Source organism: Bacillus sp. CZDM1, from assembly GCF_055502545.1.
This window is the reverse complement of sequence record NZ_JBUESO010000004.1, coordinates 411105-436201: the sequence shown is the minus strand read 5'-3', so window position 1 is coordinate 436201 and position 25097 is coordinate 411105. Positions and strand designations below refer to the sequence as shown.

Annotated in this window: 18 protein-coding genes and 1 pseudogene; 13 read left to right on the top strand and 6 right to left on the bottom strand. The window is 37.5% G+C overall.

Going from position 1 to position 25097, the window contains the following annotated elements:
* Nucleotides 1–204 precede the first annotated feature (204 nt).
* The gene (locus ACY3XC_RS12355) at nt 205–903 is read right to left on the bottom strand and encodes a hypothetical protein (protein WP_464868798.1); all 699 of its coding nucleotides are present in this window, start codon (nt 901–903) and stop codon (nt 205–207) included.
* A 348-nt stretch (nt 904–1251) separates the two neighbouring features.
* Between ACY3XC_RS12355 and ACY3XC_RS12350 the strand changes: the two genes are divergently transcribed.
* Nucleotides 1252–1383, top strand: coding sequence for a hypothetical protein (locus ACY3XC_RS12350; RefSeq protein ID WP_464868797.1), 132 nt, complete (start codon nt 1252–1254; stop codon nt 1381–1383).
* 78 nt (nt 1384–1461) lie between these two features.
* Here the strand turns inward: ACY3XC_RS12350 and ACY3XC_RS12345 are convergent, their stop codons facing one another.
* Nucleotides 1462–2088, bottom strand: coding sequence for a class I SAM-dependent methyltransferase (locus ACY3XC_RS12345; RefSeq protein ID WP_464868796.1), 627 nt, complete (start codon nt 2086–2088; stop codon nt 1462–1464).
* A 290-nt stretch (nt 2089–2378) separates the two neighbouring features.
* Here ACY3XC_RS12345 and ACY3XC_RS12340 point away from each other — a divergent pair, with 290 nt between their 5' ends.
* Nucleotides 2379–3065, top strand: a complete 687-nt coding sequence (locus tag ACY3XC_RS12340) for a hypothetical protein (RefSeq protein ID WP_464868795.1) — start codon at nt 2379–2381, stop codon at nt 3063–3065.
* 44 nt (nt 3066–3109) lie between these two features.
* Here the strand turns inward: ACY3XC_RS12340 and putP are convergent, their stop codons facing one another.
* From putP to proC, 4 genes and pseudogenes are all read right to left on the bottom strand, one after another.
* Nucleotides 3110–4582 (bottom strand): sodium/proline symporter PutP, encoded by a 1473-nt coding sequence (gene putP / locus ACY3XC_RS12335; RefSeq protein WP_464868794.1) that lies wholly within the window; start codon nt 4580–4582, stop codon nt 3110–3112.
* A 172-nt stretch (nt 4583–4754) separates the two neighbouring features.
* The gene (locus tag ACY3XC_RS12330; protein ID WP_464868793.1) at nt 4755–6017 is read right to left on the bottom strand and encodes a glutamate-5-semialdehyde dehydrogenase; all 1263 of its coding nucleotides are present in this window, start codon (nt 6015–6017) and stop codon (nt 4755–4757) included.
* Between the two features lie 51 nt (nt 6018–6068).
* Nucleotides 6069–6902 (bottom strand): annotated as a pseudogene (proB, locus tag ACY3XC_RS12325) (glutamate 5-kinase); the annotation flags it as partial.
* A gap of 2 nt (nt 6903–6904) precedes the next feature.
* Entirely contained in the window at nt 6905–7759 is an 855-nt protein-coding gene (gene proC, locus ACY3XC_RS12320) for a pyrroline-5-carboxylate reductase (RefSeq protein WP_464868792.1), read from the bottom strand.
* A 314-nt stretch (nt 7760–8073) separates the two neighbouring features.
* On the opposite strand from proC, the gene ACY3XC_RS12315 reads away from it, so the two are divergent.
* From ACY3XC_RS12315 to brnQ, 11 genes are all read left to right on the top strand, one after another.
* A complete protein-coding gene (locus tag ACY3XC_RS12315; protein ID WP_464868791.1) occupies nt 8074–8424 on the top strand; it encodes a hypothetical protein in 351 nt (116 codons plus the stop codon).
* Between the two features lie 164 nt (nt 8425–8588).
* Nucleotides 8589–9056: a PTS sugar transporter subunit IIA gene (locus ACY3XC_RS12310; protein WP_464868790.1), complete on the top strand. Its 468-nt coding sequence runs from the start codon at nt 8589–8591 to the stop codon at nt 9054–9056.
* 167 nt (nt 9057–9223) lie between these two features.
* Nucleotides 9224–11293 carry a bifunctional aldolase/short-chain dehydrogenase gene (locus ACY3XC_RS12305; protein WP_464868789.1) on the top strand — a complete coding sequence of 690 codons (2070 nt, stop codon included), beginning with the start codon at nt 9224–9226 and terminating at the stop codon, nt 11291–11293.
* A 563-nt stretch (nt 11294–11856) separates the two neighbouring features.
* Nucleotides 11857–16929 carry a rhamnogalacturonan lyase family protein gene (locus tag ACY3XC_RS12300; protein WP_464868788.1) on the top strand — a complete coding sequence of 1691 codons (5073 nt, stop codon included), beginning with the start codon at nt 11857–11859 and terminating at the stop codon, nt 16927–16929.
* 158 nt (nt 16930–17087) lie between these two features.
* On the top strand, nt 17088–17696 hold the full coding sequence (locus ACY3XC_RS12295; protein ID WP_464868787.1) for a hypothetical protein: 609 nt from the start codon (nt 17088–17090) through the stop codon (nt 17694–17696).
* 149 nt (nt 17697–17845) lie between these two features.
* A complete protein-coding gene (gene rhaB / locus ACY3XC_RS12290) occupies nt 17846–19264 on the top strand; it encodes a rhamnulokinase (RefSeq protein WP_464868786.1) in 1419 nt (472 codons plus the stop codon).
* Between the two features lie 21 nt (nt 19265–19285).
* Nucleotides 19286–20539: an L-rhamnose isomerase gene (rhaA, locus tag ACY3XC_RS12285; protein WP_464868785.1), complete on the top strand. Its 1254-nt coding sequence runs from the start codon at nt 19286–19288 to the stop codon at nt 20537–20539.
* Between the two features lie 172 nt (nt 20540–20711).
* Nucleotides 20712–21473: a DeoR/GlpR family DNA-binding transcription regulator gene (locus tag ACY3XC_RS12280; protein WP_464868784.1), complete on the top strand. Its 762-nt coding sequence runs from the start codon at nt 20712–20714 to the stop codon at nt 21471–21473.
* A gap of 322 nt (nt 21474–21795) precedes the next feature.
* Nucleotides 21796–22638: a rhamnulose-1-phosphate aldolase gene (gene rhaD, locus ACY3XC_RS12275; protein WP_464868873.1), complete on the top strand. Its 843-nt coding sequence runs from the start codon at nt 21796–21798 to the stop codon at nt 22636–22638.
* Between the two features lie 119 nt (nt 22639–22757).
* Nucleotides 22758–23717, top strand: coding sequence for an AraC family transcriptional regulator (locus tag ACY3XC_RS12270; protein ID WP_464868783.1), 960 nt, complete (start codon nt 22758–22760; stop codon nt 23715–23717).
* Nucleotides 23718–23763: 46 nt separating this feature from the next.
* Nucleotides 23764–25089, top strand: a complete 1326-nt coding sequence (gene brnQ / locus ACY3XC_RS12265) for a branched-chain amino acid transport system II carrier protein (protein ID WP_464868782.1) — start codon at nt 23764–23766, stop codon at nt 25087–25089.
* Nucleotides 25090–25097: the final 8 nt, after the last annotated feature.

The window sequence follows — 25097 nt, the reverse complement described above, 5'->3', positions numbered from 1 at the left end:
AGGAATGAAACATTAAATAAAAAAGACTTAACCCCATGGTTAAGTCTTTTTAATATATATAAATTTCCTTCATTCTCCTTTAATGTTTATTCCTTTCCTTAATATTTTTCATATCTATTCAATCGAGAAGGATTATCCTTATAATCCTTATGTTTCGATTTGTATATTAGTATGAAATTGTCTTTTCCTTTTTAGATAACGCTTTTAGCCTCCCTTCATGATAAAAATGGGTTGGTTACAATCACCTGGACCGATAAAGTCTAATGCGGCAGGGGAGAATACAATAACTTTTCTTTTAACGCCCTCAAAAAACATTCGAATTGGATCTATAACTTCAGTATCTTGAAAGACATGGCCTCCAAAGAATATCTTCTTTTTGGCCCTCCTTCCGAAGACAATCATATTTACCTTTTTAACTGTTTCAACTTTGACACTTTCTTCCAACTCTTCATAAAGTATCACTGGTACTTTTTCTGTTTGTAAAACTTCTTCTTCAATCGAAGCGACTATTCCAATTTCACGTTTATTTAAAACTAAGACGAAGTCATATCCTGTATCCGTTTTCTTTTGGACAACAGACACTTCATCTGTAATAAACGTGACGAAATCTTCGGAATCTTTCGTGGGTGAGTCTGGAGAGGTTTCTTTTTTCTTGACGACTCGAAAAAATACATTAGCTCCAATTTCTTCATCTGTGAAGTCAAAGGGGTTTATACTCTGTGTGCGTACTAGGTACAAATTATTAACCTTTTCTTTGCTGTTTATTTGGACACACAAAGCAACATCTTCATTCACCACCTTTCCCTCATTGTTGGAGAGCATAGGGACATTCATTTTCATTCCTGGAAATTGAACGAAGATGTAGCTGAAGTTTTTCTTTGGCTGTACATCCAGAAGTCTCATAAACTCACAACCTTTCCGAATAGTTACAAGGTTATTTACCATGTGTATGTATTATTCAATACCCGATCCTTCTTTCCTGTTTGGGTATGAAGAGTTTTCATCGTCACTTTCTTATGAAATGCGAGGGTTCCTCCCTATAAGTGAGTATTTATGAGTAATTCTACTAGCGAAAAACAAAGATTGGAAAGTTTTTGTCGTTTAATTCTATAGTTTTTTTTATAAAGAAAAAATTACAAATCTAATTTACAAACAAGGGTAAAATAAGTTAACATATATGTAAATTACATATATAGGTAAAGAGTTAATAATCATTAGAGTTGTCATTTTAATAAGAATGGAGGCATTTTTGTGAGAGATAAAGAAGAAATTTTGATTTATAAAACTTCCAATATTCTTAGGAAAGATACAAGCATGATGAGGTTAAACGATATTATTGAGGAACTAGTACGAATTATTGAATCCAAAACAAAAGAAAAATGATTCCTCGATTATTACAAAATATAGAAAAGAGCGATTCTCATTTTCGAGAGTCGCTCATTTTATTAAATCAATTTCTTCTTATAATTCCTTCTTACATTTTACCATTATAAAATTGATCGAAGGTTTATTTTTCATATCCTTATTTGGTTCGTCAATTTCTGAAAACTCTACCAGTCCATATTTTTCGAAATCTTGTTTTATAGAGATAGAATCATAAAAAAACATTTTCACGCCTTCCGTGATCTCGAAATAGTCTTTATCCAGTTGTTTGCCCTTCCCAAACATGGGGGCTTTTTTTGAAACCGTTGTAAAAATCATATATCCATTGGGCTTTAACTGATTGAAGCAATCTTTAATAAACTTCTCTCGCGCGCGGCCATTCAATAAGTGAAGAAGTGCATAGCAAAATATACCGTCATACAGCTTGTTGTCAAAAGGCATGTCCGTTACTGAACCATGAAAAATACTACTATCAATCCCGTTCTGCCTCGCAAAATCAATCGCTGTTTTTGAGATCTCAATACCTGTTACATTTATTCCATTTTCAATAAAAATCTTTGCATTTCTACCATATCCGATACCCGGGATCAGTATGTCTTTAACATTCCTTTCAAGGAAAAAGTCCTTTGTCAAGATTGCGGAGTCTGAAGGTTCAAATCCCCACATCGTTTTTTTTTCTATAAAACTTGATTCCCAGAATTCCATCTTATTATATCTCCTTTAATTTTTCTATTCATCCCTAAATTGAATAAAGCATATCCCCAAAAGTATATCTTATTTCAACAAGATTAAAAATAATTTCAAAACACAAGGAGACCTGGATTACAGGCCTTTGGTCAACAATCAAAGTTATTAATTATTTAATTTGAATAAAAAATGCTTTTAGCATATGATATTTTTCTATTTAGGGGAAAACTATCGGTTAGGGATGTAATAATTTTATCCGAATCGGGAGATTGTATTATACAAAAGTGGAAAAATCAGGAGGATAACGTATGAGAAGAATAAATCCTGGCTCCGTCAATTCTTACATTAGATATGGGAACGTTAAAATACCAAAGAGCATACAAAGTGAGTGCCCCGAGTGTCGAAATACTATTGAGTTTGTGATTAATGCTAACTTCCAGAGCAGTAAGAATGGATTGTTAACGGAGTCTAGTTGTCCTTCATGTAAAAAATCCACCGTTTTTATCATCATGACGAAGGATGGTCACGATGAAGGCGAACATGCAGATACCTATATATATGACGTCCAAGCGTCAAAACATCTTATTAATCACATAGAAAGTCTGCCTAATATTCCAAAGGATCTTATAAGGGCTTATCGCTCAGCCATTAATGTTCATCAAACAAGAGAAAATTCAGCAACTGCCGTTATGTCTAAACGTGTAATTGAAAGTATCCTGAAACACTTTCTTAAAGAAAAAAGTAAAGGTCAACCTTTATCACAACAACTAGAAATCCTCCCTAATCATGTGGATTTAGCAAAGCCAATTCAATCACTGAGCCAGTTGCTTGCCACAGATGGACCCTTACATAAGATGCTTGAATTAGAAAGTGAAATGGATTATGAGACCACCTCATTATTAGTTGATCTACTAGAAAATATAATTGAGTATCTTTTTGTATTACCAGGTAAAATTGATGTTACCCATACTAAAATTGCAAAGAAATTTAATTAATAAATAAACCCCCTGAATGGAGAATTCAAGGGGTCATTTAAGGATTAAGCTTGCTCTAACTCAGAGCGATATTTATTAAATTCTTCTTGTATCTCCTTAGAAGGAGCTTTGTCGATTAGGCTGAAAATAATAATCGCGAGACTACTAAATAAGAACCCAGGTGCTAATTCATATAGATCGAATAATCCACCTTTAAGAGATGACCAGACAATAACGGTAACTGCACCGACGATAATCCCAGCGAGAGCACCATTTCTTGTCATGCTTTTCCAGAAGAGACTTAAAATAATAACAGGTCCAAATGCTGCCCCAAATCCAGCCCAGGCATAACTTACAAGTTCGAGAACCTTGCTTTCTGGATCGTATCCTAACAGAATCGCAATAATCGCAATTCCTAGAACAGCAATTCTGCCAACAATCATTTCTTCTTTTTTAGAAGCGTTTCTTCGGAAAAGTGATTTGTAAAAATCGTTTGCTAATGCACTAGAAGAAACGAGTAATTGTGAGTCAACAGTACTCATGATTGCTGAGAGAATGGCTGCGAGTAAAAATCCGGCTACCCATGGATTAAATAAAACCTGTGAGAACATGATAAAAACGGTCTCAGCGTTTTGAAGAGGTGAATCCGCAAAGTAGGCTATACCTGCAAATCCAACAAATACTGCTCCGAATAGGGAAAGAATCATCCAAACCATTCCAATTAAACGTGCTTTTGGAACGTCTTTTGTTGACTTTAATCCCATAAATCGGACAAGTATATGTGGCTGGCCAAAGTAGCCAAGTCCCCAAGCTAATAAAGAAATAACTCCTATTGTGGTAGCACCAGAATATACATTAAGATGGGTTGGATCCATGCTCCCAATTTTTTGGACAGTTTCATCCCAACCGCCAAGTTCAAAAATTGCAACAATAGGGATGATAATTAAAGCTAAAAACATTAAGATTCCTTGAATAAAATCTGTCCAGCTTGCTGCTAAGAATCCTCCGAAAAGAGTATACGAGAGAATAACTGCTGCTCCGACCCACAAGGCCAATTTATAATCCATTCCAAAGGAATTCTCTAATAAAATTGCTCCACCTACAAGACTAGAAGACGTATAGAAAGTAAAGAATACAAGAATAACAATGGCAGAAACGACACGAAGAATTTTCGACTGATCACGGAATCGATTTTCAAAAAAGTCAGGAACCGTTATCGAATCTTTTGATACTTCCGTGTAAACACGTAATGGTTTTGCGACAAATTGCCAATTGAGATAGGCCCCGACGGATAATCCGATTGGCAGCCAGATTTCGCTCATTCCACCTATATACATGGCCCCAGGAAGCCCGAGCATTAACCAGCCGCTCATATCTGAAGCCCCTGCACTCAAGGCAGCAACTCCTGCACCGAGCCGTCTTCCGCCTAGTACATAATCGTTCAAATCTTTCGTCATTCTTGCTGCTATAATACCAATAACCAACATCGCTGCTAAATAAATAATAATTGAAATTAACGTAGGTACGTTAATAGTCATTTAACCCTCTCCTTTTTCAGTAAAATATGTGACAACAGAAAGTACAATTAGTGATAGCATTGGGACCATAAGCCATGCCCAAGTTGCATCTGTAAGAACATGTTCCATGTAAACACCACCTTTCAGATTATTTTCTATAAATATTATTAATTAAGAATCTACTATTATATATTTACCGTATTTGCCCATTTCCACTCATAACATATTTTACGGTTGTTAAAGCTTCTAATCCCATGGGACCGCGAGCGTGAAGTTTTTGGGTGGAAATTCCAATCTCCGCTCCGAAACCTAAAGCAGCACCATCGGTAAATCTAGTAGAAGCGTTATGATAAAGGGCTGCTGCGTCTACATGCTGTAGAAAATATTTAGCTGTTTCACTGTTATCCGTGATAATGGATTCTGAATGCTTTGTTCCATATCGTTCAATATGTTCGATTGCTTCGTCGACATGTTGAACAACTTTCATCGCAATGTGTAAGCTTAAGTATTCATTTTGCCAATCATCTTCATTTGCCAGTGCAGCGTTTGGAATTTCAGATAGCGTTTCTTCATCTCCATGCACAGTGATAGTTTGTGAAGATAATGTGTTGATGAGGTCTTCTTTATGTTTTTTTAGCCATTCCCGATGAACGATTACCGTTTCAATGGCATTGCAAACTGCAGGACGATCTGTTTTAGCATTAACAAGAACACTTAATGCCATTTCAGCATCTGCTTCAGAATCAATGTAAAGATGGCAATTCCCAACACCTGTTTCTAGGACTGGTACACTTGCATTGGTTACCACTTCTTTAATAAGGGATCCGCCGCCCCGAGGAATTAAAACATCGATATGTTCTCTCATCGTAAACAACTGCTGTGAAATTTCACGCTCAGTACTATCAATAAATTGAACGGCTTCTTTCGGAACTTTTGTATGATAAAGGGCGCGTTGCATGACATCAACAATTGCTTTATTTGAGTTGATTGCAGATGAACCGCCTTTAAGAATAATAGCGTTACCGGATTTTAGAGCGAGGCCAGTGGCATCTACGGTTACATTGGGCCTGGCCTCATAAATCATTCCAATTACACCTAATGGGACCGATACCTTGGAAACACTAAGTCCATTATCCAATTTTTGATTTAATATTATCTTTCCGGTTGGATCATCAAGCGCTGCAACCTGTCTGAGACCATATGAAAAATCAAAGATTCTCTTTTTTGATAATGCCAAACGGTCCATATAGGCTTCGCTAAAACCTTTTTCACGTCCTGCCTCTAAGTCCTTCTCATTTGCACGTAAGATGAGTTCAAACTCCGTTTCCAATCTTTCAGCTAATGTATATAATGCCTGGTTTTTATCTTCTGTTGAAAGAATACTTAACACTTTTCCTGCTTTTTTTGCCTGTATCGCCTGAGCTTCCACCGTTAATTTTTCATTTAATATATGCATCAAATCCTCCTCTATTTTTGCGGCTCTATATTAACTTCTATTTTTTTCCTAAGGTACTGAGTTAAAGGCTATCCATTTTTCCTTATGGTTTAGATAAGCTGATGGTTTTTCGCTTTTAAAATAAGTTCCTTTCGCTTTACCTGATACTCCATCGATGACTACATTTTTGCGGGCAGCATTTCCGAGAAAGGTAGTAATTCCTGAGGCCATGGCTATCTTTACTGCCTCAATTTTGGATTTCATTCCGCCTGTTCCAATCATAGTCCCGGAACCAACCGCAGCAGCTTCGATTTCGGGAGTAATTTCAGTTACATACTCCAGCAATTTAGCATTGATGCTTTTTGAGGGGTCTTCACTAAATAACCCATCTATATCAGACAAAATAACTAATTGATCCGCATCTATTAATCCAGCTACCTTGGCTGAGAGTGTGTCATTGTCACCGAAATTTATGCGATCATTTGTAACGGTGTCATTCTCATTGACGATGGGAACCATACCTCTTTCTAATAATACGTTTAAGGTGTTTCTGACATTTTTATAACGATCTTCGTCTAAGAAATCACTTTTGGTAATTAATATTTGGGCGGCAACATAACCGTGGGATAAAAAAAGTTCAGAGTAGGATTCCATCAATAATCCTTGGCCAATGGAGGCAGCAGCTTGTTTTTCTGGTAATGTATTTGGGCGTTCTAGACAGCCTAATCTTCGGTAACCAGCAGCAACTGCACCTGATGAGACTAATACCACTTCATATCCATGGTCCTTTAAATAGACAATTTCATTCGTAAGCTTTTCAATTTTCCTCCGGCTAATTTCACCATGACGGCTTGTTAACGAACTGCTGCCAATTTTAATTACTATCCTAAGTGACTTTGCGTTCATGATCATCCAATCACTCCTGTGCCTAACGTTGATTCTTCCAGCTGTAAGCTAATTTCTTTGGAGCGATAGGCGGCATGTTTTATTGCCTCCGCGATTGCTTTTCCACCGCCATTCCCCTTAAGTGCCTCTAAACCTGCTGCTGTTGTTCCATTAGGAGATGTTACATTCTCTCTAAGTATCTTAGGGGACGTACCATGTTCTTGTATCATTTTTGCAGCGCCAACAACTGTTTGGGCGATAATTTGCCGAATAATCTGTGAATTAAGGCCGCCTAGTTTTGCTTCTTTTTCCATGTGCTCCATTAAGTAATAAAAATAGGCGGGTCCACTTCCAGCAATCCCTGTAAAGAGATCCATTTTTTCTTCTGGTATAACGTAGACTTCACCAATACATTGCAACAGCTCTTCTGTGATTGAAATGTTTTGATTTGAGGTGTGTTTTCCGGCGGAGATTGCTGTAGCCGATTCCCCAATCATGCTAGATGTATTTGGCATAACCCGTATTACTTGTTGCTCAAACGGAACATTCTTTTCGATAAATGAGGTGGTTATACCAGCTAAAACAGACAGGATTAAGTGATTTGGTTTTATGGTGTCAAACATTGATTTTAATGAGGTTTCTGCATCTTTTGGTTTCATAGCGAGGACGATGATATCAATATTATTTAGATCTAGGTTATCTCGTTTTATCCCAGTGATTCCGTATTTCTTCTGTAATTCTTTTAATCGGTGGTTGTTGCTCCGATTGGTTACAATGATATTTTTGGGTGGAACTTTCTTAGAATGTACGATCCCTGAAATCATCGCTTCTGCCATCGATCCAGCTCCAATAAACGCAATTTTCTTTTTTCCTAACATGCAATCTCTCCCATATTGTTCGTATTGTTGTTCTTGTTTTTTTCAATGACCTAATACTAACATGTGAGTAATTGATTTCAAGGGAAAAAAGGGAAATAATGTGTATATGACCTAATTAGTGAGCATGAGGCAAAATACCACCTTTTCATTAATCAAAATGAGCTCTCAGGCGCGAAAATCGTCTCTCAAGGGGAAATTTGAGGTTTTGTTGGACAATGTTAAAGCAGGTGCGAGGTTAATTTCGCTTTGTAGCATAACACCCACCTATTACATAAACTTTTCTTAGAGAAATTAGACATGGAGGAGATGGGTGTATGTACTTCGAAAGGCAAAAAGCTATAAATTTGGCGGAAAATATAAAAGAGTTTATAGAATTTATCCATCGTCAAAAAAATAAAAACAGCTTTCGAATTAATTCAGATAAATTGTATCAGGTTAATCTTTGGATTGAAGATTTTAAGTTTCAAATATTAGCAGATGAACTTATTAGAATAAATCAGTTTGACTGGGATGGGAAGTATACGTTTTATTTAGTTGATAGATTGCAGCAAGGAATTACTGTTATTGATGAATATGTGAAAAACAACTATCATGAATTGTTTATCTTAACTGCTAGATTATATACATTGAAAAATCTTAGTACGGCTTTTAGTAAAATGGAATAATCCGACCCTAACTTCGCACACTTAGCGGAGTTTTTATTTTTTTAAAAGTTGAAAATGCTTTTGTTTTGATAAAGTTAGAACAATAGGAGAAAATAATATAGTGATAAAATGGTTTCATTGCCTAAAAAGTTATCCATTTAATTCAATAAAAGGCGGTCTTATATATGTTTAAAAATTTATTTAAAAGTAAAAAGGTTGAAAGTGATAATACGATTTTGCAGCCATTAGAAGGGGAAATCGTTCCTCTAGATGTTGTTCCAGATCCTGTGTTTTCTCAAAAAATGATTGGTGATGGTTTTGCTATAAATCCTATAAATGGTACAGTTGTTTCTCCTGTTGATGGAGAAGTCATCAGTGTATTTCCGACAAAACATGCGGTTAGTGTAAAGTCAACTGATGGCAGGGAAATATTAATTCATGTTGGTCTTGAGACAGTTTCTCTAAATGGTGAAGGTTTTACAGCGTTTGTAAGTGATGGTCAAAGTGTCCAAAAGGGTCAAAAGCTGCTTGAAGCTGACTTTCAAACCATTAAAGACAAAGTACCTTCGATTATTACACCAGTGATATTCACTAACTTGGCTGAAAACGAAAGAGTTGTCATTGAAGAACAAGGAGTAAGAATTACGAAGTAACAAAAAGGGTGTGGTTCCTCATAAGGAATCATACCCTTTTTTTGTAATTAAAAATAATCAAATCGAAAACAAATATAAACAAATATTAATTTAAGTATTCAAAAATAAACAAAAGTGTATTATAATAAGTTACAGAAGTTAACAAACATACAAACGGGGGATTTCGGATGGTAAAAAATTATTGGGATAGTGAAAAGGCTGCACAAGTATCTAAAGGGGTAGAAGAATTAGTGTATCGTTCCAACTTGATTGGTTCAGATCGTGCCGTATGTAACTGGGGTGGCGGCAACACTTCTATGAAAACAACGGAAAAAGATTTCCGTGGACGTGATATTGAGGTTATGTGGGTAAAGGGAAGTGGATCGGATTTAGCAACAATGAAAGCTCACAACTTTACAGGACTAAATTTAGAAGATATTCGCCCATTATTTGAACGTGAAGAAATGACAGATGAAGATATGGTTGCTTACCTTACGCATTGTATGATTGACAGCAAGCACCCAAGAGCTTCTATCGAAACCTTATTACATGCGTTCTTACCATTTAAGCATGTTGACCACACGCATCCTGATGCAATTATCAGCCTTTGCTGTGCGGATAACGGTAAACAGCTTGCTGAAGAGATTTTTGGAAACCGTTTTGTTTGGGTACCATATGTACGCCCTGGCTTCACCCTTTCCAAAATGATTGCAGAAGGCGTTAGAAACAATCCAAATGCAGAATTAGTATTAATGGAAAAACACGGACTTGTAACCTGGGGAGAAACCTCAGAAGAGTCATATGCAAAAACAATTCAAATTATCAATGAAGCAGAACAATATATTAATGACAGAGTAAACGAAGAAACTGCTTTTGGCGGACAGAAATATCTATCTCTTTCAGATGTAGAAGCTGCTAGCATTCTAGCAAAAGTAATGCCAATTATCCGTGGTGCTGTAAGTGAAGAAAAGAAAATGCTTTTAACCTTTGACCGTGGAGAAGATGTCCTGCAATTTGTAAATAGCTATGCAGCACCTGAGCTATCGCAAATTGGAGCAGCATGCCCAGACCACTTAGTTCATACAAAAATGGTTCCATTATATATAAATTGGGATCCACAAACAAAAGATGTTGAGGCATTAATTGCTAGTGTAAAAAAAGGCATTGCGAGCTTCAAAGAAGGATATAAGGCTTACTTTGACCGTAACAAAAATGAAGGCGACAAAATGTTTGAACCAGCTCCCCGTGTTATCCTAATTCCTGGAGTAGGTATGGTGAATTCAGGTAAGGATGTAAATAATTCAAGAGTAAGTGGTGCTTTATACCACCGTGCGATTGCGGTTATGAAAGGTTCTACAACTCTAGGAAACTTTGTTTCTTTAAGTGAAAACGAATCTTATAATGTGGAATACTGGCCATTAGAATTATATAAATTAACTCTGGCACCAGCTGAAGCAGAATTTTCTAGAAAAGTAGCTTTTATCACTGGTGGTGCAGGCGGTATAGGCAGTGCAACAGCTCGACGTATCGTATCTGAAGGCGCACATGTTGTGTTGGCAGATTTAAATCTTGAAGGTGCAGAAAAAGTAGCAGCAGAAATTAATGAGCAATACGGTCCTAATCGTGCCCTTGCTGTTAAGATGGATGTTACTAGCGAAGAGCAAGTACAAGCTGCTTTCGATCAAACAGCTCTTACTTTTGGCGGTGTAGACATTATCGTTAACAATGCAGGTCTTGCTACCTCTAGTCCATTCGACGAAACTTCTCTAAAAGAGTGGAACTTAAACATGAATGTGTTAGGAACAGGTTATTTCTTAGTAGCCCGTGAAGCCTTTAAGCAAATGAAGCAGCAGGGAATAGGCGGTAACATGGTATTTATCGGTTCGAAAAACTCTGTTTATGCTGGTAAGAATGCCGCAGCCTATAGCTCTGTAAAAGCAATGGAAACACACTTAGCAAGATGTATTGCTGCAGAAGGCGGAGAATTCGGAATTCGTGTAAACTCTGTTCTTCCAGATGCGGTTCTTCAAGGTTCTGCCATTTGGGGGTCAAACTGGCGTGAAGAACGTGCGGCAGCATACGGAATCCACCCGGACCAATTAGAAGAACACTACCGTAAGCGCACGACATTACTAGTCAATATTTATCCATCAGATATTGCTGAATCGATTGCATTCTTTGCTTCTTCAAAATCTGAAAAAACAACAGGTTGTATGTTAACCGTAGACGGCGGTGTACCAGCCGCGTTTACTAGATAATATAATCCAAAATCAAGACTCTCTATCAACAGGTAGAGAGTCTTTTCTATACCTGTTATGATTTTCAAACACTCAATAAGTAGTAGGTAAAAATACACATTTTTTGCCAAGCACTGAATTTTAAACATTATTGACTGATTTCTATCTAACTAAAAGGTAGAAAATGGAGCTATTATACAATTGAAAACGTTACCAAAGTAGTGGAAGAGGAGATGATTTTTAGGAGTAAACCAAATGAGTATTTAATTGAAAGGCTGTGTTATGATTCATTGTTGATTTTCGTGTAGGGTTGATCATTCATAAGCGGAGAATTTCCGGCTAATGTAGAAAAGGAACCTTAAGAAGCCGATATAAGCGGAAATATTCCGGTTAACTGCTTTAAATAAGACAAAATCTAATGATTTTGGATACCTTAAGCGGAAAAACTCCGCTTATTATGAAGGAAATATGGGAATTTCCCAATTTAAACGGAACTTCTCCGCTTATTTTCCAAACACAGTAAAATCAACATTCAGCTTTAACACAGCCAATTGAAAAAAAGAGTTAGCGGGGAGGAAGTTTTTTTGAGGATCAAAAGAAAAAAACAGAGCAAGTTTTTTGCAGTTATTCTAAGTCTATTGTTAATTTTAACCTCTTTACCTGGAGTGCCAATTCAAGCAGAGGAGGCAGAACCATCACTATTAAAAAAGTTTGACTTTGGAACACCCACAAGTCCAGTAATGGACGGCTATACTAAAGTTTCTTCAGACACAGCTTATTCGGCAGAAACAGGCTACGGTTTCGCTGATATCTCCAAGGTAACCTCAACAGAGCGTGCAACATCAGACCCCTTGAAATCAGATTTTATTTCGACAACTGAGACCTCCTTTAAAGTGGATCTGCCAAATGGCGATTACTCGGTAACTGTCTTAGCAGGTGACGAGGCAGAAGCAACCGAAGTGGGCATTAAGGTTGAAAATATTCAAAAGGTTTTAAATGCCCCGATATTAAAAGGTAATTATATTGAACGTGAGTTTGAGATTTCACTAATTGATGAACAATTAAATTTTGAATTTACCGGTGCTGCTTCAAAAGTAAACGGTATTACCATTGAGAAACTTCCAGATAGAACAGCTGGAGAACTGCAAACGGTTTATATTGCAGGGGATTCAACGGTCCAGACCTATGATGAATATTGGAGACCTGAAGCCGGATGGGGTCAAATGATTCCTCGTTTTTTCAGCTCAGATGTACTTTTTAAAAACCATGCTATTGGCGGGAGAAGTACAAAGACGTTTATTAATGAAGGACGTTTGGATAACATCCTAAGAGAAATCAAACCAAATGACTTCTTTTTAATTCAGTTTGGTCATAATGATGCAACGATCAGTGTTCCTGAACGTTATGCATCTGTACCAGATTACAAAAATTACTTAAAAACCTATATTAATGGTGCACGTCAACGTGGAGCGATTCCAATTCTGGTAACCCCGGTTGGCAGACGTGATTTTAATCCAACTACTGGAAAGTTTAATGTCAGCTTCCCAGAGTATGTTCAGGGCATGAAGGAAGTAGCAGCAGAAATGGATGTCGAAGTTGTCGATTTAAGTGCACGCAGTGTTGCTTATTACGATACCATTGGGCCTGAAGGTAGCCTTTCAGTATTTTTACATACAGACCCAGGTGTTTATGGTGCATTCCCTAATGGATCCCAAGATAATACTCATTTTCAAGAATATGGGGCCATTCAGCTTGCAAGGTTGGTTTCAGATGAAATAAAAAATCTGAATATTCCACTTTCACAGTATGTTACGGGTATAGACCCACCGTCCAATTTACCTGCTAAACCAGTCAATGTGACTGTAAGCAATGTAAGTAATGCGGGTGCCCTTATTACATGGAAAGAGGTAGACGGAGCAGATATCTACAAGGTATATCGAAAGCTTTCAACAGATAGTGATTATAAATTAATTGGTACCTCCACCCTCCCTAGACTGAATGTAACGGGGATGGAAGAAGGTCTAACCTACGATGTTGTTGTTTCTGCTGTAAATGGAAAGGGTGAATCCGAATATTCGGATGCAATACAGTTTACAACGAAGAAAGCAACCCTAAAATTTGACTTCGGTTTAGCCGGGAGTCCAATTGCCGAAGGTTACACAGGAGTCAATCTCTCTACCATATATACTGCTGAACGAGGTTATGGAATTGTTGATTCAACTGGTATGATTGGCCGAGACCGCAGTACAGGTGGAGACGTTATTCGTGACTGGCTGGGTTATTTTAACGTCGGATGGAAATTTAAGGTTGATGTGCCAAACGGTCTTTATGCGCTAAAAGTCTATGTTGGAGATATGACTGGAAGTGCAAGAACTACTTTGGCAGTAGAAGGTCAGGATTATGGGCAAATTTCTGCCTCTAGAAATAACTTTACAACCAAAGTTGTTTCTCAAGTTTCTGTTAAAGATGGTCAAATGAATTTTAGTTTCGGTGGTTCAACAGGAATTGTTAACGGTGTAGAAATCACCCCAATTTTAATCGCTCCGTCCGAACTTAAAGTGGATGAGACATCATTAGATGCTGAAAATCCATTTGTCACTTTATCATGGAAAGCGGTTGAGGATGCAGTAAAATATAATATTTACCGGAAAGTGGTCGGGACTAGTGACTTTACAGTGGTCGGCAGCTCCACTACAACATCCTTTACTGATAAAACTGTGGATGTAGGAATGGAATATGAGTATGTTGCTACAACCATAGATAATGCTGATGTTGAAACAGATCCCTCGCTTCCGCTAAAAGTGGTAATGATTGATCCATCACAGCCAGTTCCTAGTGCACCAGATAACCTACAGGTTGGTGATATAAATAAAAATGACCTTACGATTAGCTGGGATCAGGTAGAGGGTGCTATTACCTATAATGTGTACCGTACGAAGAAGGTGAATGGAACATACGAATTTATCGGTAAAACCAAAACAAATTCTTATAAAGACGAGACCGTATTAACAACGATTCCTTACTTTTATAAGGTTGCTGCCGTTAATGCAGGTGGTACTTCCGAACTCTCTGAAGTCCTAGAGACTCCTGCAGTAACGAAATTGAAAAGACAAATGGAAGACTTAAAGCGTGCTCCAGTTGCGATGAAAACAGAAGAAGGTGTTTTTGTCAGCTGGAGAATGCTCGGAACAGATTCTGAAAGTATTAGCTTTAACGTTTACCGTGATGGTGACAAGATTAATTCTGAACCAATTACAACTAGCACTAATTATGTTGATAAAGATGGAAAAGCTGAATCAACCTATGAAGTTCGTGCAGTTATGGATGGTAAAGAAAGAAAATCGAAGGATACAACGAAGGTATTGAATCAAAATTATTTGGATATTCCTCTTCAAAAACCAGCGGACGGGGTGACACCACTTGGCGATCCATATTCATACCGGGCAAATGATGCAAGTATCGGTGACTTAGATGCTGATGGAGAATATGAAATGGTGTTAAAGTGGGATCCAACCAATTCAAAGGATAACTCGCAAGCAGGCTATACAGGAAATGTATATGTAGATGCCTATGAAATGGATGGTACCTTAAAGTGGCGCATTGATTTAGGTAAAAATATCCGTGCAGGTGCCCACTACTCACCATTCCTCGTTTATGATTTTGATGGGGATGGCAGATCTGAGATTGTTTTCAAAACGGCAGATGGAACGAAAGACGGACTGGGAACTGTAATCGGCCGAGCAGATGCTGACCATCGTAACAGTACAGGTTATGTTCTGCAGGGTGCAGAGTACTTGACGGTATTTGATGGAGAGACTGGAAAAGCACTAGATACTACGGATTATGAACCAGCTCGTGGTGACGTAGGTGCCTGGGGTGATACCTATGGAAATCGTGTGGATCGTTTCCTTGCAGCCGTAGCTTATTTAGATGGCGAGACTCCCAGCATTGTTATGGCACGTGGATATTATACAAGAAGTGTGCTTGCTGCTTACAATTTTAAAGATGGAAAACTAACAAAACAGTGGGTTTTCGATTCAAATGATGAAGAGCATCGAGACTATGCAGGTCAGGGATATCATAACGTAAGTGTAGCTGATGTCGATAAGGACGGTAAAGATGAAATCGTTTACGGTCAAGCAGTAATAGATGATGATGGTAAGGGCTTATATACAACTGGTTTAGGTCATGGAGATGCGCAGCATGTGAGTGATCTTGACCCAACTAGACCAGGCCTTGAGGTATTTGCTGTACAAGAGCATAAAGACGGTCCATATGGATATGACATGCGCGATGCCCAAACCGGTGAAATCCTATGGGGTGTGAAAACAGGCCAGGATACAGGCCGCGGTGTGTCTGCTGACGTTGATCCGAGGTATGAGGGGGCAGAAGCATGGGCAATCTCAGGTGCTTGGAACAGTAAGGCAGGCGGAATCCATACAGCACAAGGTGAAAAAATTTCCGACAACATTCCTTCCAGCAACTTTGCAATTTGGTGGGACGGAGACTTATCCCGCGAACTAGTTGATCATAAGTGGGATGAGGCCACAGCAACAGGTGTAGGAACGATCGACAAATGGGATTATGAAAATAGTAAGCTAGTAAATATCCTAACTGCTGATGGAACACTATCTAATAACGGAACAAAAGGAAATCCTGTCCTGCAAGCTGATATGTTTGGTGACTGGAGAGAAGAGATTATCTGGAGAACGGATGATAGCAGTGCCCTAAGGGTGTACATGACAACTGAAGAAACAGATAATCGAATTTACACCCTAATGCATGACCCTCAGTATCGATTATCGATTGCCTGGCAAAACGTCGGTTATAACCAGCCGCCGCATACTAGCTTTTTCCTTGGAACAGGCATGTCAAAGCCACCGGTACCAAGTATTGATGTAGTGGAAATACCGGATGTGAATGCGCCGGAAACAGAATATGAGGTAATAGGGACAGAAAATGCAGGCTGGTATAATCGTACAGTAACAGTAAATTTAACTGGATATGACTATCAATCTGGCATTAAAACAACCTATTATTCATTAAATGGTTCAGCCGACCAAGAAAGCAGTACAGTTACCATTACAGAAGGTGGTAAACATGTTCTTGAATATTGGAGTGTCGACCAGAGTGGTAACATCGAGCCAAAGAAAATAATTGAGATTAACATTGATAAAACTGCTCCAGAAATTACTTTCTCGGTTGAGGATGGAACAGTATTCAATGTGGACCAACTTGTTACTATTACTTGTCAGGCAGCAGATGCTTTATCGGGAGTTGCCTCCTCAACTTGTGAGGATGTTTCGGTACCAGCTTATGAGCTTGGATTAGGAAACCATACCTTCAATGGAGAGGCAGTAGACATTGCTGGGAATAAATCGACCAAATCCGTTACGATTAACGTCGATGTTGATTTTGATAGCCTTGGAAAACTTACACAGTTGTTCCTAACTGAATCAAAGGGCAATAGCAGCATCTTGGAGGCATTAAATGCTAAACTGGAAGCAGCTAAAGCTTCTGAGGAAATAGGCAATAAGGATGGAAGAGATGGACAGCTAAATGCTTATATCAACCAAGTTAAAGCAAAAGCGAATAAAGACTTCACAGAGAATCAAATGCAAATGCTAATCAAATTCGCTGAAGTTTTGAAAAAATAATAGAAAACAGGTCCCAAAGTGTTGTATTCTATGGGCCCTGTATTGGATTACTGTTTTTTTGAAGCAGCTGCCAGTGGTATTATAAGTTTTTTTATACTAAAATTATATTTAACTATCATTTGAAAGCGACAATCCGTCATGGAAGGGAGAAACAACTATTGAAGCAAAACATCAAAGCAATCCTTGCACCCATGAGTCAAAAAGAAAAAATGGCATATATCTGGGACTATTACAAGTTTCATATCATTGGGACAATTGCTGCAATCATCTTATTAATTTCATTTATTAGTAGTATCGGTGAGAAAAAAGAAGTTGCCTTAAATATGACCATTATTGGACAAGGGGTAAATACAGAAGGTGTGGTTCAATTACAAGAACAATTAACAAATGAGTTAGTAATTGACAAAGCAGATGAAGAAGTTTTTATCGAAACTTTATCCTATGATAAATCAAGCCCAGACCCGGCTTCCCAAGCAGGGCTGCAAAAAATGACCGCACAAATTACTACAGGATCTATTGATTTGCTGATTGTTGATAAAGAACTGTTTGAGGAAATATCATCCCAGCAAAATTCATTGTTAGCACTAAATGATTTTAAGGGAATCAATAAAGTATTGACTTCTAATGAAGAAGTTTATGGAATTAGCACCTCGGACATTAATTTTTTGACTCCATTAAAGTTGGATGAAATTAAGGTATTATGCGTCCCTAGTAATACAAAAAATTTGAAGCAAATCAATGAGTTTTTTTCACTCATAACTGAATAAATGAAGGAAGGAGATTATTTCAATTCGAAAGATCTCCTTTTTTTGTGCAAATAAGGACAATATATTAGTCGAATCACGTTATAGGAAAAACATATTTTTCTAGTAAAATAAAGATATCAGTAAGCGTTTCCAATGGAAAGGTGATGTTAATGCCAAAATACTGTATAGCCGTCGACATCGGTGCATCAAGTGGAAGACTTATATTGGGCTATCTTGAAGATGGTCTTTTAAAACTAGAAGAAATTCATCGCTTTGAAAACAAAATCGTGAAAAAAGGAGATTCCTTTTGCTGGGAAGAGGTTAAACTTTTTCAAGAAATCAAAAATGGACTAAAAAAGTGCAAGGAAATGGGCATAAAGCCAGACAGCATTGGAATTGATACATGGGCCGTTGACTTTTTGTTATTAGATGAAAAAGATCAGCCTTTAACCGAAGCAGTTGCCTATCGTGACCCCCGAACAGATGGGATGATGGAAGAGGTTTTTGAGCTTTTTTCAAAAGAAAGACTTTACCTCGAAACAGGCATTCAATTTCAAAAGTTTAATACAATCTATCAATTATTTTCTATCAAAAAAAATAATCCTGAGATTCTACAAAAAGCAAAATCATTTTTGATGATTCCGGATTATTTCAATTATTTACTTACTGGTAAAAAGGCAAATGAATACACCAATGCCACCTCTACACAGCTGGTAAATGCCTTCACGAAACACTGGGATGGGCAGCTATTAGATATTCTCGGGATTAATAAAGAAATGTTTCAAGAAATCAAAACTCCAAAAACGATTCTTGGGACACTTTCAAAGGAACTTGTTACAGAGCTTGGTTTTGACCTTCAAGTTATTCTTCCAGCAACACATGATACAGGCTCAGCGGTTATTGCGGTTCCAGAAGAAGATGAATCGATTTATATCAGTTCGGGTACATGGTCACTCATTGGAGTGGAAAACTATTTTCCAATCTGTGTAACCAAGGCATTGGATTACAATTTTACCAATGAAGGCGGAATCGATTACCAATACCGCTTCTTGAAAAATATCATGGGTCTTTGGATGATCCAAGAAGTGAAGCGAAAATACAATGATGAATATTCCTTTGCACAGCTTGTGGATTTAGCAAGAGAAGCAGGGGATTATAAGGCGATAGTAAATGTAAACGATGACCGTTTCCTAAAGCCGGATAATATGATTGAAGCAATCATGAACTATTGCATTGAAACAGGGCAGCCTGTTCCTAGCACGCCTGGGGAAGTGGCGAAATGTGTATTTGATAGTTTGGCAGTAAGCTACCAAGAAGCAGTTGCAGAAATTGAAGAAATTTTCGAAAAGAAGTTTACAAAGATAAATGTTATTGGCGGCGGCTGCCAAAATGAAATGCTTAATCAGCTGGTCGCAAATGTTACCAATAAAGAAGTCTATGCAGGACCAGTTGAAGCAACGGCGATTGGTAACATAGCAGCACAATTAATGGCTCTTGGAGAAATCAATGATATTAAAGAAGCGCGTTCGATTATTAAAGATTCATTTGAAGTGAAAAAATATCTACCAGCTCAGCATGTAATCAGCTAATTAAAGGAAGGAAGAATAAACATGACTATTAAAGAAAATTTTGAACTTGCGAAACAAGCATATGCTAAATGGGGAGTAGACGTTGATGAAGTAGTAGAAAAGCTCAAAACCGTACCGATTTCCATTCATTGCTGGCAGGGCGATGATGTTGCTGGATTCGAAGTAAACCAAAACGAACTATCAGGCGGGATTGATGTAACAGGGAATTACCCTGGTAAAGCGACCAACGCTGAAGAATTAAGAAGTGATTTAGAGAAGGCATTATCATTAATCCCTGGTAAGCACCGCGTGAACCTTCATGCTATTTATGCTGAAACAAATGGTGAAGTGGTTGAAAGAAATCAGCTTGAACCGAAGCATTTTGAAAACTGGATAAAGTGGGCAAAGGAAAATGGACTAGGATTGGATTATAATCCAACATTATTCTCACATCCTAAAGCGGATGATGGTTTAACACTTTCCCATCCAAAGGAAGAAATTCGTGAATTCTGGATTAATCACTGTATTGGCAGTCGTAAAATTGGTGAATATTTCGGAAGAGAGCTTGGTACACCAGCTTTAACAAACATTTGGATTCCAGATGGTTATAAGGATATCCCTAGTGATCGTCTAACTCCAAGAAAAAGATTAAAAGAATCATTGGATAAGATCTTTGCAGTTGAAACGGATGAAAAATATAACCTTGATGCGGTAGAAAGTAAAGTGTTTGGAATTGGTTCTGAATCTTATGTTGTTGGTTCGCACGAATTTTACCTGAACTATGCAATGAAAAACGATAAATTGTGTTTACTAGATACTGGGCACTACCATCCTACAGAAACAGTATCAAATAAAATCTCTTCTATGCTTTTATTTAGCGAGAAACTTGCGTTACACGTTTCAAGACCAGTTCGCTGGGATAGCGACCACGTTGTTATTCTTGATGATGAATTAAAAGAAATCGCACTTGAAATTGTTCGTAACGATGCCTTAGACCGCGTTATCATCGGACTAGATTTCTTTGACGCCAGCATCAACCGTGTTGCTGCTTGGACTATTGGTACACGCAACATGATTAAAGCGCTGCTTTATGCGATGGTAGTTCCAAATGAATATTTAAAACAGCTTCAAGAAGAAGGCAACTTTACAGAAAGACTAGCATTAATGGAAGAATTCAAAACCTATCCATTTGGTGCAGTTTGGGATTACTACTGTGAAAAAATGGGCGTACCAGTAAGAGAATCTTGGTTAGAAGAAGTAAAAGCTTATGAGAATGAAGTTTTATCTAAGCGATAAGTAATAAAAAGACTCAATAAGGGAATATAGACCCTTATTGGGTCTTTCTTTTTTTTGAAAATGTGTTTGTTTTTGAAAAAATATGATATATTTATTATATAAACAAAGAAAAAATAAATAAAAAACAACAAAAACAAAATATCATTGTGATCGTTCGGAAGGGGAATAATAAATGCTTGTTGCAGAAAGGCATAAAAGAATTGTTGAGCTAGTAAATGAGAAGTTGAGTATACGTGTTACAGAGCTAAGCAAGATATTTTCTGTTACAGAGGAAACAATTCGTCGAGATCTTGAAAAGCTTGAAAAAGAGAACCTATTAATGCGCAGCCATGGTGGTGCAGTCTGTATTGAAAAGGAACATGGAGAAACTTCTTATTTGGAACGGGAAATTACCAATGCTGCTGAGAAGAAGGCGATTGCGGCAGAAGCTGTTCGCTCCATTGAGGCTGGCGATCAAATTGTGTTAGATGCAAGTACAACGGCTTGGTATGTAGCAAAGGAATTAGAGGACATTCCGTTAACTGTTCTAACAAATTCCATTAAAGTAGCAATTGAGCTAAGCAAAAAAGAACAAATTAAAGTGATTTCGACAGGTGGTACTTTATTGGCACAATCACTATCCTATGTCGGTCCGCTTGCTGAACGATCGCTGGGAATGTATCACGTTAATAAAGCATTTATATCTTGTAAGGGTGTCCATCTAGAAAAGGGGCTAAGTGATTTCAATGAGTCACAAGCTCTTTTGAAGAAACAAATGATGGATATTGCAGATGAAACTATTCTAATGGTTGATTCTAGCAAATTTGGGACACGGGCTTTTTCACAAATAGCTCCTGTATCAAAGATTCACTGTATTATCACTGATTCAAATATAGATGAACAAACTAAAAAACAATTAGAAGAAAGAAGCATTCCGATAACGATAGCAAATTAATTTAATGAAGTAAACGCATAAATCTATTATAGAAAAATCGTTTAGAAGCAGACCAAGTGGGTCTGCTTCTATTTGTTTATACAAGTATAATTATCAAATTTTTGCAAAACTCTTAGTGAAATAAGGGGAAACGGATACAATTGTGACGGTTCTGTTAAGTAAACAAAAATAAACAAAAGTAATCGTTTGTTTTTATGTTGATTTATGTTTGTTTCGGGAGTATGATTACATTGTAAAGAATAAAACAAAAACTATTTAATATTAAACATAAACTTTTGCCAAAATAAATGGTTCCAATAAGAGGAGAGAAATTGAAATGAGTATGACAATCATAAAAGATGTAATTTATACAGCCCCATTTTTACAAGAAATGTTAGAAACCACTTCGAATTTATATCGTTTAGGCTGGGATGAACGAAATGGCGGCAATATCAGTTATTTATTACATGAATATGAAGTTCTTCCGTATTTGAATGTCGATGATGTTAAAAGAACGGTCCCTATGAAATTTGATGCTTCAGCACTTGCTGGCCGTTATTTCATCGTAACAGGTTCTGGAAAATATTTTAAAAATGTAAAAAGAGATCCTGCAAATAACTTAGGTCTGATTCGTATTGCAGCGGATGGGAAAAGCTATGAAATCCTTTGGGGCTTTGAGGATGGCGGAGTTGCAACCAGCGAATTACCAACACATTTTATGAATCATATGAAGCGATTAGATGCGGATAAAAACCATCGAGTTATTATGCACTGTCATGCAACTAACCTGATTGCCATGTCCTTTACACATAGTTTAAATGAAGAAGATTTCACAAAAACCCTATGGGAAATGTGTACAGAATGTCTTGTAGTTTTCCCTGAAGGTGTAGGGATCATTCCGTGGATTGTTCCTGGAACAAATGCAATTGGTGAAGCAACAGCAGTAAAAATGGAGGATGTCCGGCTTGTTCTTTGGCCGCATCATGGAATCTTCGGCGCTGGCACTACATTAGATGAAACCTTTGGTCTGATTGAAACAGCTGAAAAAGCTGCTGAAGTCTATACCATTGTTTGTGCCCAAGGCGGCAAAAAGCAAACCATTACCGATGCTCAGTTGCAAGAGCTTGTGGATGCATTTGGTGTTGTTCCACGCAAAGGGATTTTAAAGATGTTTAAGGAAATTTAATAAGAAATAAATCTAAGGTGTGTTCCGGATATGGAGCACACCTTTTTGTTCTAATGGATAAAGGGAAATGGTATTATACTACCTATAATAATGAAATGGAAAACAGGAAAAGGTGAAACATGAATCAAGAACTACTAAACGAGCTTTTACAGATTACTGACGAAGAGAAGAGTATTCTTGAACAGCAAGCGACAGTAAGTAAAGAACTATATACGAGTAAGACAAATTTTATTATTGAAAGTGAAAAATTCTTAAGTAAAGATAAGATGATTATGGTTCGCCAGCACACTCGATTTGTAGATTTCCCCCTACATAAACATGATTATATCGAAGTTAATTATGTGTATAACGGGAAATTGGAGCAGACAGTCGGCGGGAGACCGATAATCTTAAAAAAAGGGGAGCTGCTTCTATTAAATCAGCATATAGAGCATGAAATTAAAGCTTGTGCCAAAGAAGACATTGTCATTAATTTTATTATTCGCCCAGCCTTTTTTGATTTTATATTTTCTTATTTAAGCTCAGGTAATATTGTCAGTGATTTCTTATTGAGCAGCCTTTACAATAATACACAGAATGGGCAATTTCTTTATTTTAAAGTTTCGGAAATAGAAGACATACAGGATTTAATTAGAAAAATAATTCATGAAATTATGTATCCCACCACTTTCTCAGAGTCTGCCATCAAGCTATACATGGGACTCTTTATGATTGAGCTTATCAAGAATTCTGATCGGGTAGAACGAAAAGAAGAAGCCTCCATCACACACTATTTGGTAGTGGAGTCACTTAAATATATAGAGGAACACTACAAAGAAGCATCTTTATACGAATTGGCAGAGCGATTAAACCAATCCCATTATGGTCTAAGCAAAACGATAAAAAAGGCGACTTCCCGTACATTTAAAGACCTTCTTCAGGAAAGAAGGCTGGGAAAAGCAAAAGAAATGTTAGAAGGAACCGATTTGCCAATTGCTTCGATCGTTGAACAGGTCGGTTATGATAACATCAGTTATTTTTATCGAATTTTTAAAGTGAAATTTGGACAGACACCTAAGGAATTCAGAGCCAAAAAATGATATAATTTTAAAATGTTGTTTTTTATTACACCTAAGGAGATACATCATGAATTTTTCTGCAAAGCAAGTAGTCTTTATTAGTTTTATGTTATTTTCTATGTTTTTCGGTGCCGGGAACCTTATTTTCCCACCTTTTCTCGGTCAATCAGCCGGAGAACATATTTGGCTGGCCCTTGCTGGGTTTATTGTTTCAGCCGTTGGTCTGCCAATATTAGGAGTGATTGCAGTTGCGAAGGTAGGAAGCTTGAACGAGCTGAACCTTAGAGTTCACCCATTATTTGCATTAATCTTTCCATTTTTGATTTATATTGCAATCGGCCCAGGACTAGCGATTCCTCGTGCAGGAAGCCTTGCTTTTGAAATGGGGGCCGCACCGTTCTTACCGGAGAAGTTGGTTGCAGGTCCGATGTCTTTATTACTTTATAGCATCGTCTTTTTTGGATTAGCCGCGTGGTTGAGTATGTATCCATCTAAACTGATTAGTCTTTTTGGGAAACTGTTGACGCCAATCCTTTTAACCTTGATCGCCATTATTTTTGTAAAGAGCTTAATGGATCCTATCGGTTCATTTACATCACCGGTTGGGAATTATCAAGAGAATCCATTATTTCAAGGAATATTAGAGGGCTATTTAACCATGGATGCCTTGGCAGCTCTGGCGTTTGGAATTGTAATTGCTAACACGTTGACATCGCAAGGTATACTCGACTCCAAAAAGAAATCACATTATATGATGTACGCTGGTTTAGGTGCTGGGTTGTTATTAGCGGTGATTTATCTTATTTTAGGATATTTAGGCGCTGCGAGTTCTTCATTAGGACAAGCTGAAAATGGGGCAATTATTTTGTCCAACATTATGACCTACCTGTTTGGACAAAGCGGAACATTGCTGCTGGGTATTGTCTTTACGCTCGCATGTTTTTGTGTATCCATCGGTTTGATTACATCATGCAGCCAGTTCTTCTCTAACGCCATTCCAAAAGTCGCTTATAAAGTATGGGTCGTTATCTTAGCTTTCCTAAGTACGGCAATTGCAAATTTAGGTTTAACCCAAATCCTGCAAATATCTGTACCGATTCTTGGCATGATCTACCCAATTGCCATTGTCCTAATTTTCTTAGGTCTGCTGGATGATTTTATTAAAAGAAATCCATATATATATAGCTCAGTAATCGGCTTTGTTACTCTTTTTAGTGTTTTAGACACCATTAACAAAGTATTTTTAGCTGGTAGTTGGAGTGAGGCATTCGAAATTCTTCCTTATTATATTGAAGGGCTAGGGTGGTTAATTCCTGCGCTCTTAGGGTTAATTGTTGGATATATTTTAGGTTGGTTTAGAGGTGCTACTCCTGTAACAAGAACAAATCCATAGTATTTGTT

What these genes read in the sequence shown, in the direction of transcription:
- brnQ (WP_464868782.1), top strand. Translation starts at nt 23,764, where the DNA reads ATGAATTTTTCTGCAAAGCAAGTAGTCTTTATTAGTTTTATGTTATTT.
- ACY3XC_RS12270 (WP_464868783.1), top strand. Translation starts at nt 22,758, where the DNA reads ATGAATCAAGAACTACTAAACGAGCTTTTACAGATTACTGACGAAGAG.
- ACY3XC_RS12330 (WP_464868793.1), bottom strand. Translation starts at nt 6,017, where the DNA reads ATGCATATATTAAATGAAAAATTAACGGTGGAAGCTCAGGCGATACAG.
- ACY3XC_RS12355 (WP_464868798.1), bottom strand. Translation starts at nt 903, where the DNA reads ATGAGACTTCTGGATGTACAGCCAAAGAAAAACTTCAGCTACATCTTC.
- proC (WP_464868792.1), bottom strand. Translation starts at nt 7,759, where the DNA reads ATGTTAGGAAAAAAGAAAATTGCGTTTATTGGAGCTGGATCGATGGCA.
- rhaB (WP_464868786.1), top strand. Translation starts at nt 17,846, where the DNA reads ATGCCAAAATACTGTATAGCCGTCGACATCGGTGCATCAAGTGGAAGA.
- ACY3XC_RS12315 (WP_464868791.1), top strand. Translation starts at nt 8,074, where the DNA reads ATGTACTTCGAAAGGCAAAAAGCTATAAATTTGGCGGAAAATATAAAA.
- ACY3XC_RS12305 (WP_464868789.1), top strand. Translation starts at nt 9,224, where the DNA reads ATGGTAAAAAATTATTGGGATAGTGAAAAGGCTGCACAAGTATCTAAA.
- rhaD (WP_464868873.1), top strand. Translation starts at nt 21,796, where the DNA reads ATGACAATCATAAAAGATGTAATTTATACAGCCCCATTTTTACAAGAA.
- ACY3XC_RS12310 (WP_464868790.1), top strand. Translation starts at nt 8,589, where the DNA reads ATGTTTAAAAATTTATTTAAAAGTAAAAAGGTTGAAAGTGATAATACG.
- ACY3XC_RS12280 (WP_464868784.1), top strand. Translation starts at nt 20,712, where the DNA reads ATGCTTGTTGCAGAAAGGCATAAAAGAATTGTTGAGCTAGTAAATGAG.
- ACY3XC_RS12340 (WP_464868795.1), top strand. Translation starts at nt 2,379, where the DNA reads ATGAGAAGAATAAATCCTGGCTCCGTCAATTCTTACATTAGATATGGG.
- rhaA (WP_464868785.1), top strand. Translation starts at nt 19,286, where the DNA reads ATGACTATTAAAGAAAATTTTGAACTTGCGAAACAAGCATATGCTAAA.
- putP (WP_464868794.1), bottom strand. Translation starts at nt 4,582, where the DNA reads ATGACTATTAACGTACCTACGTTAATTTCAATTATTATTTATTTAGCA.
- ACY3XC_RS12345 (WP_464868796.1), bottom strand. Translation starts at nt 2,088, where the DNA reads ATGGAATTCTGGGAATCAAGTTTTATAGAAAAAAAAACGATGTGGGGA.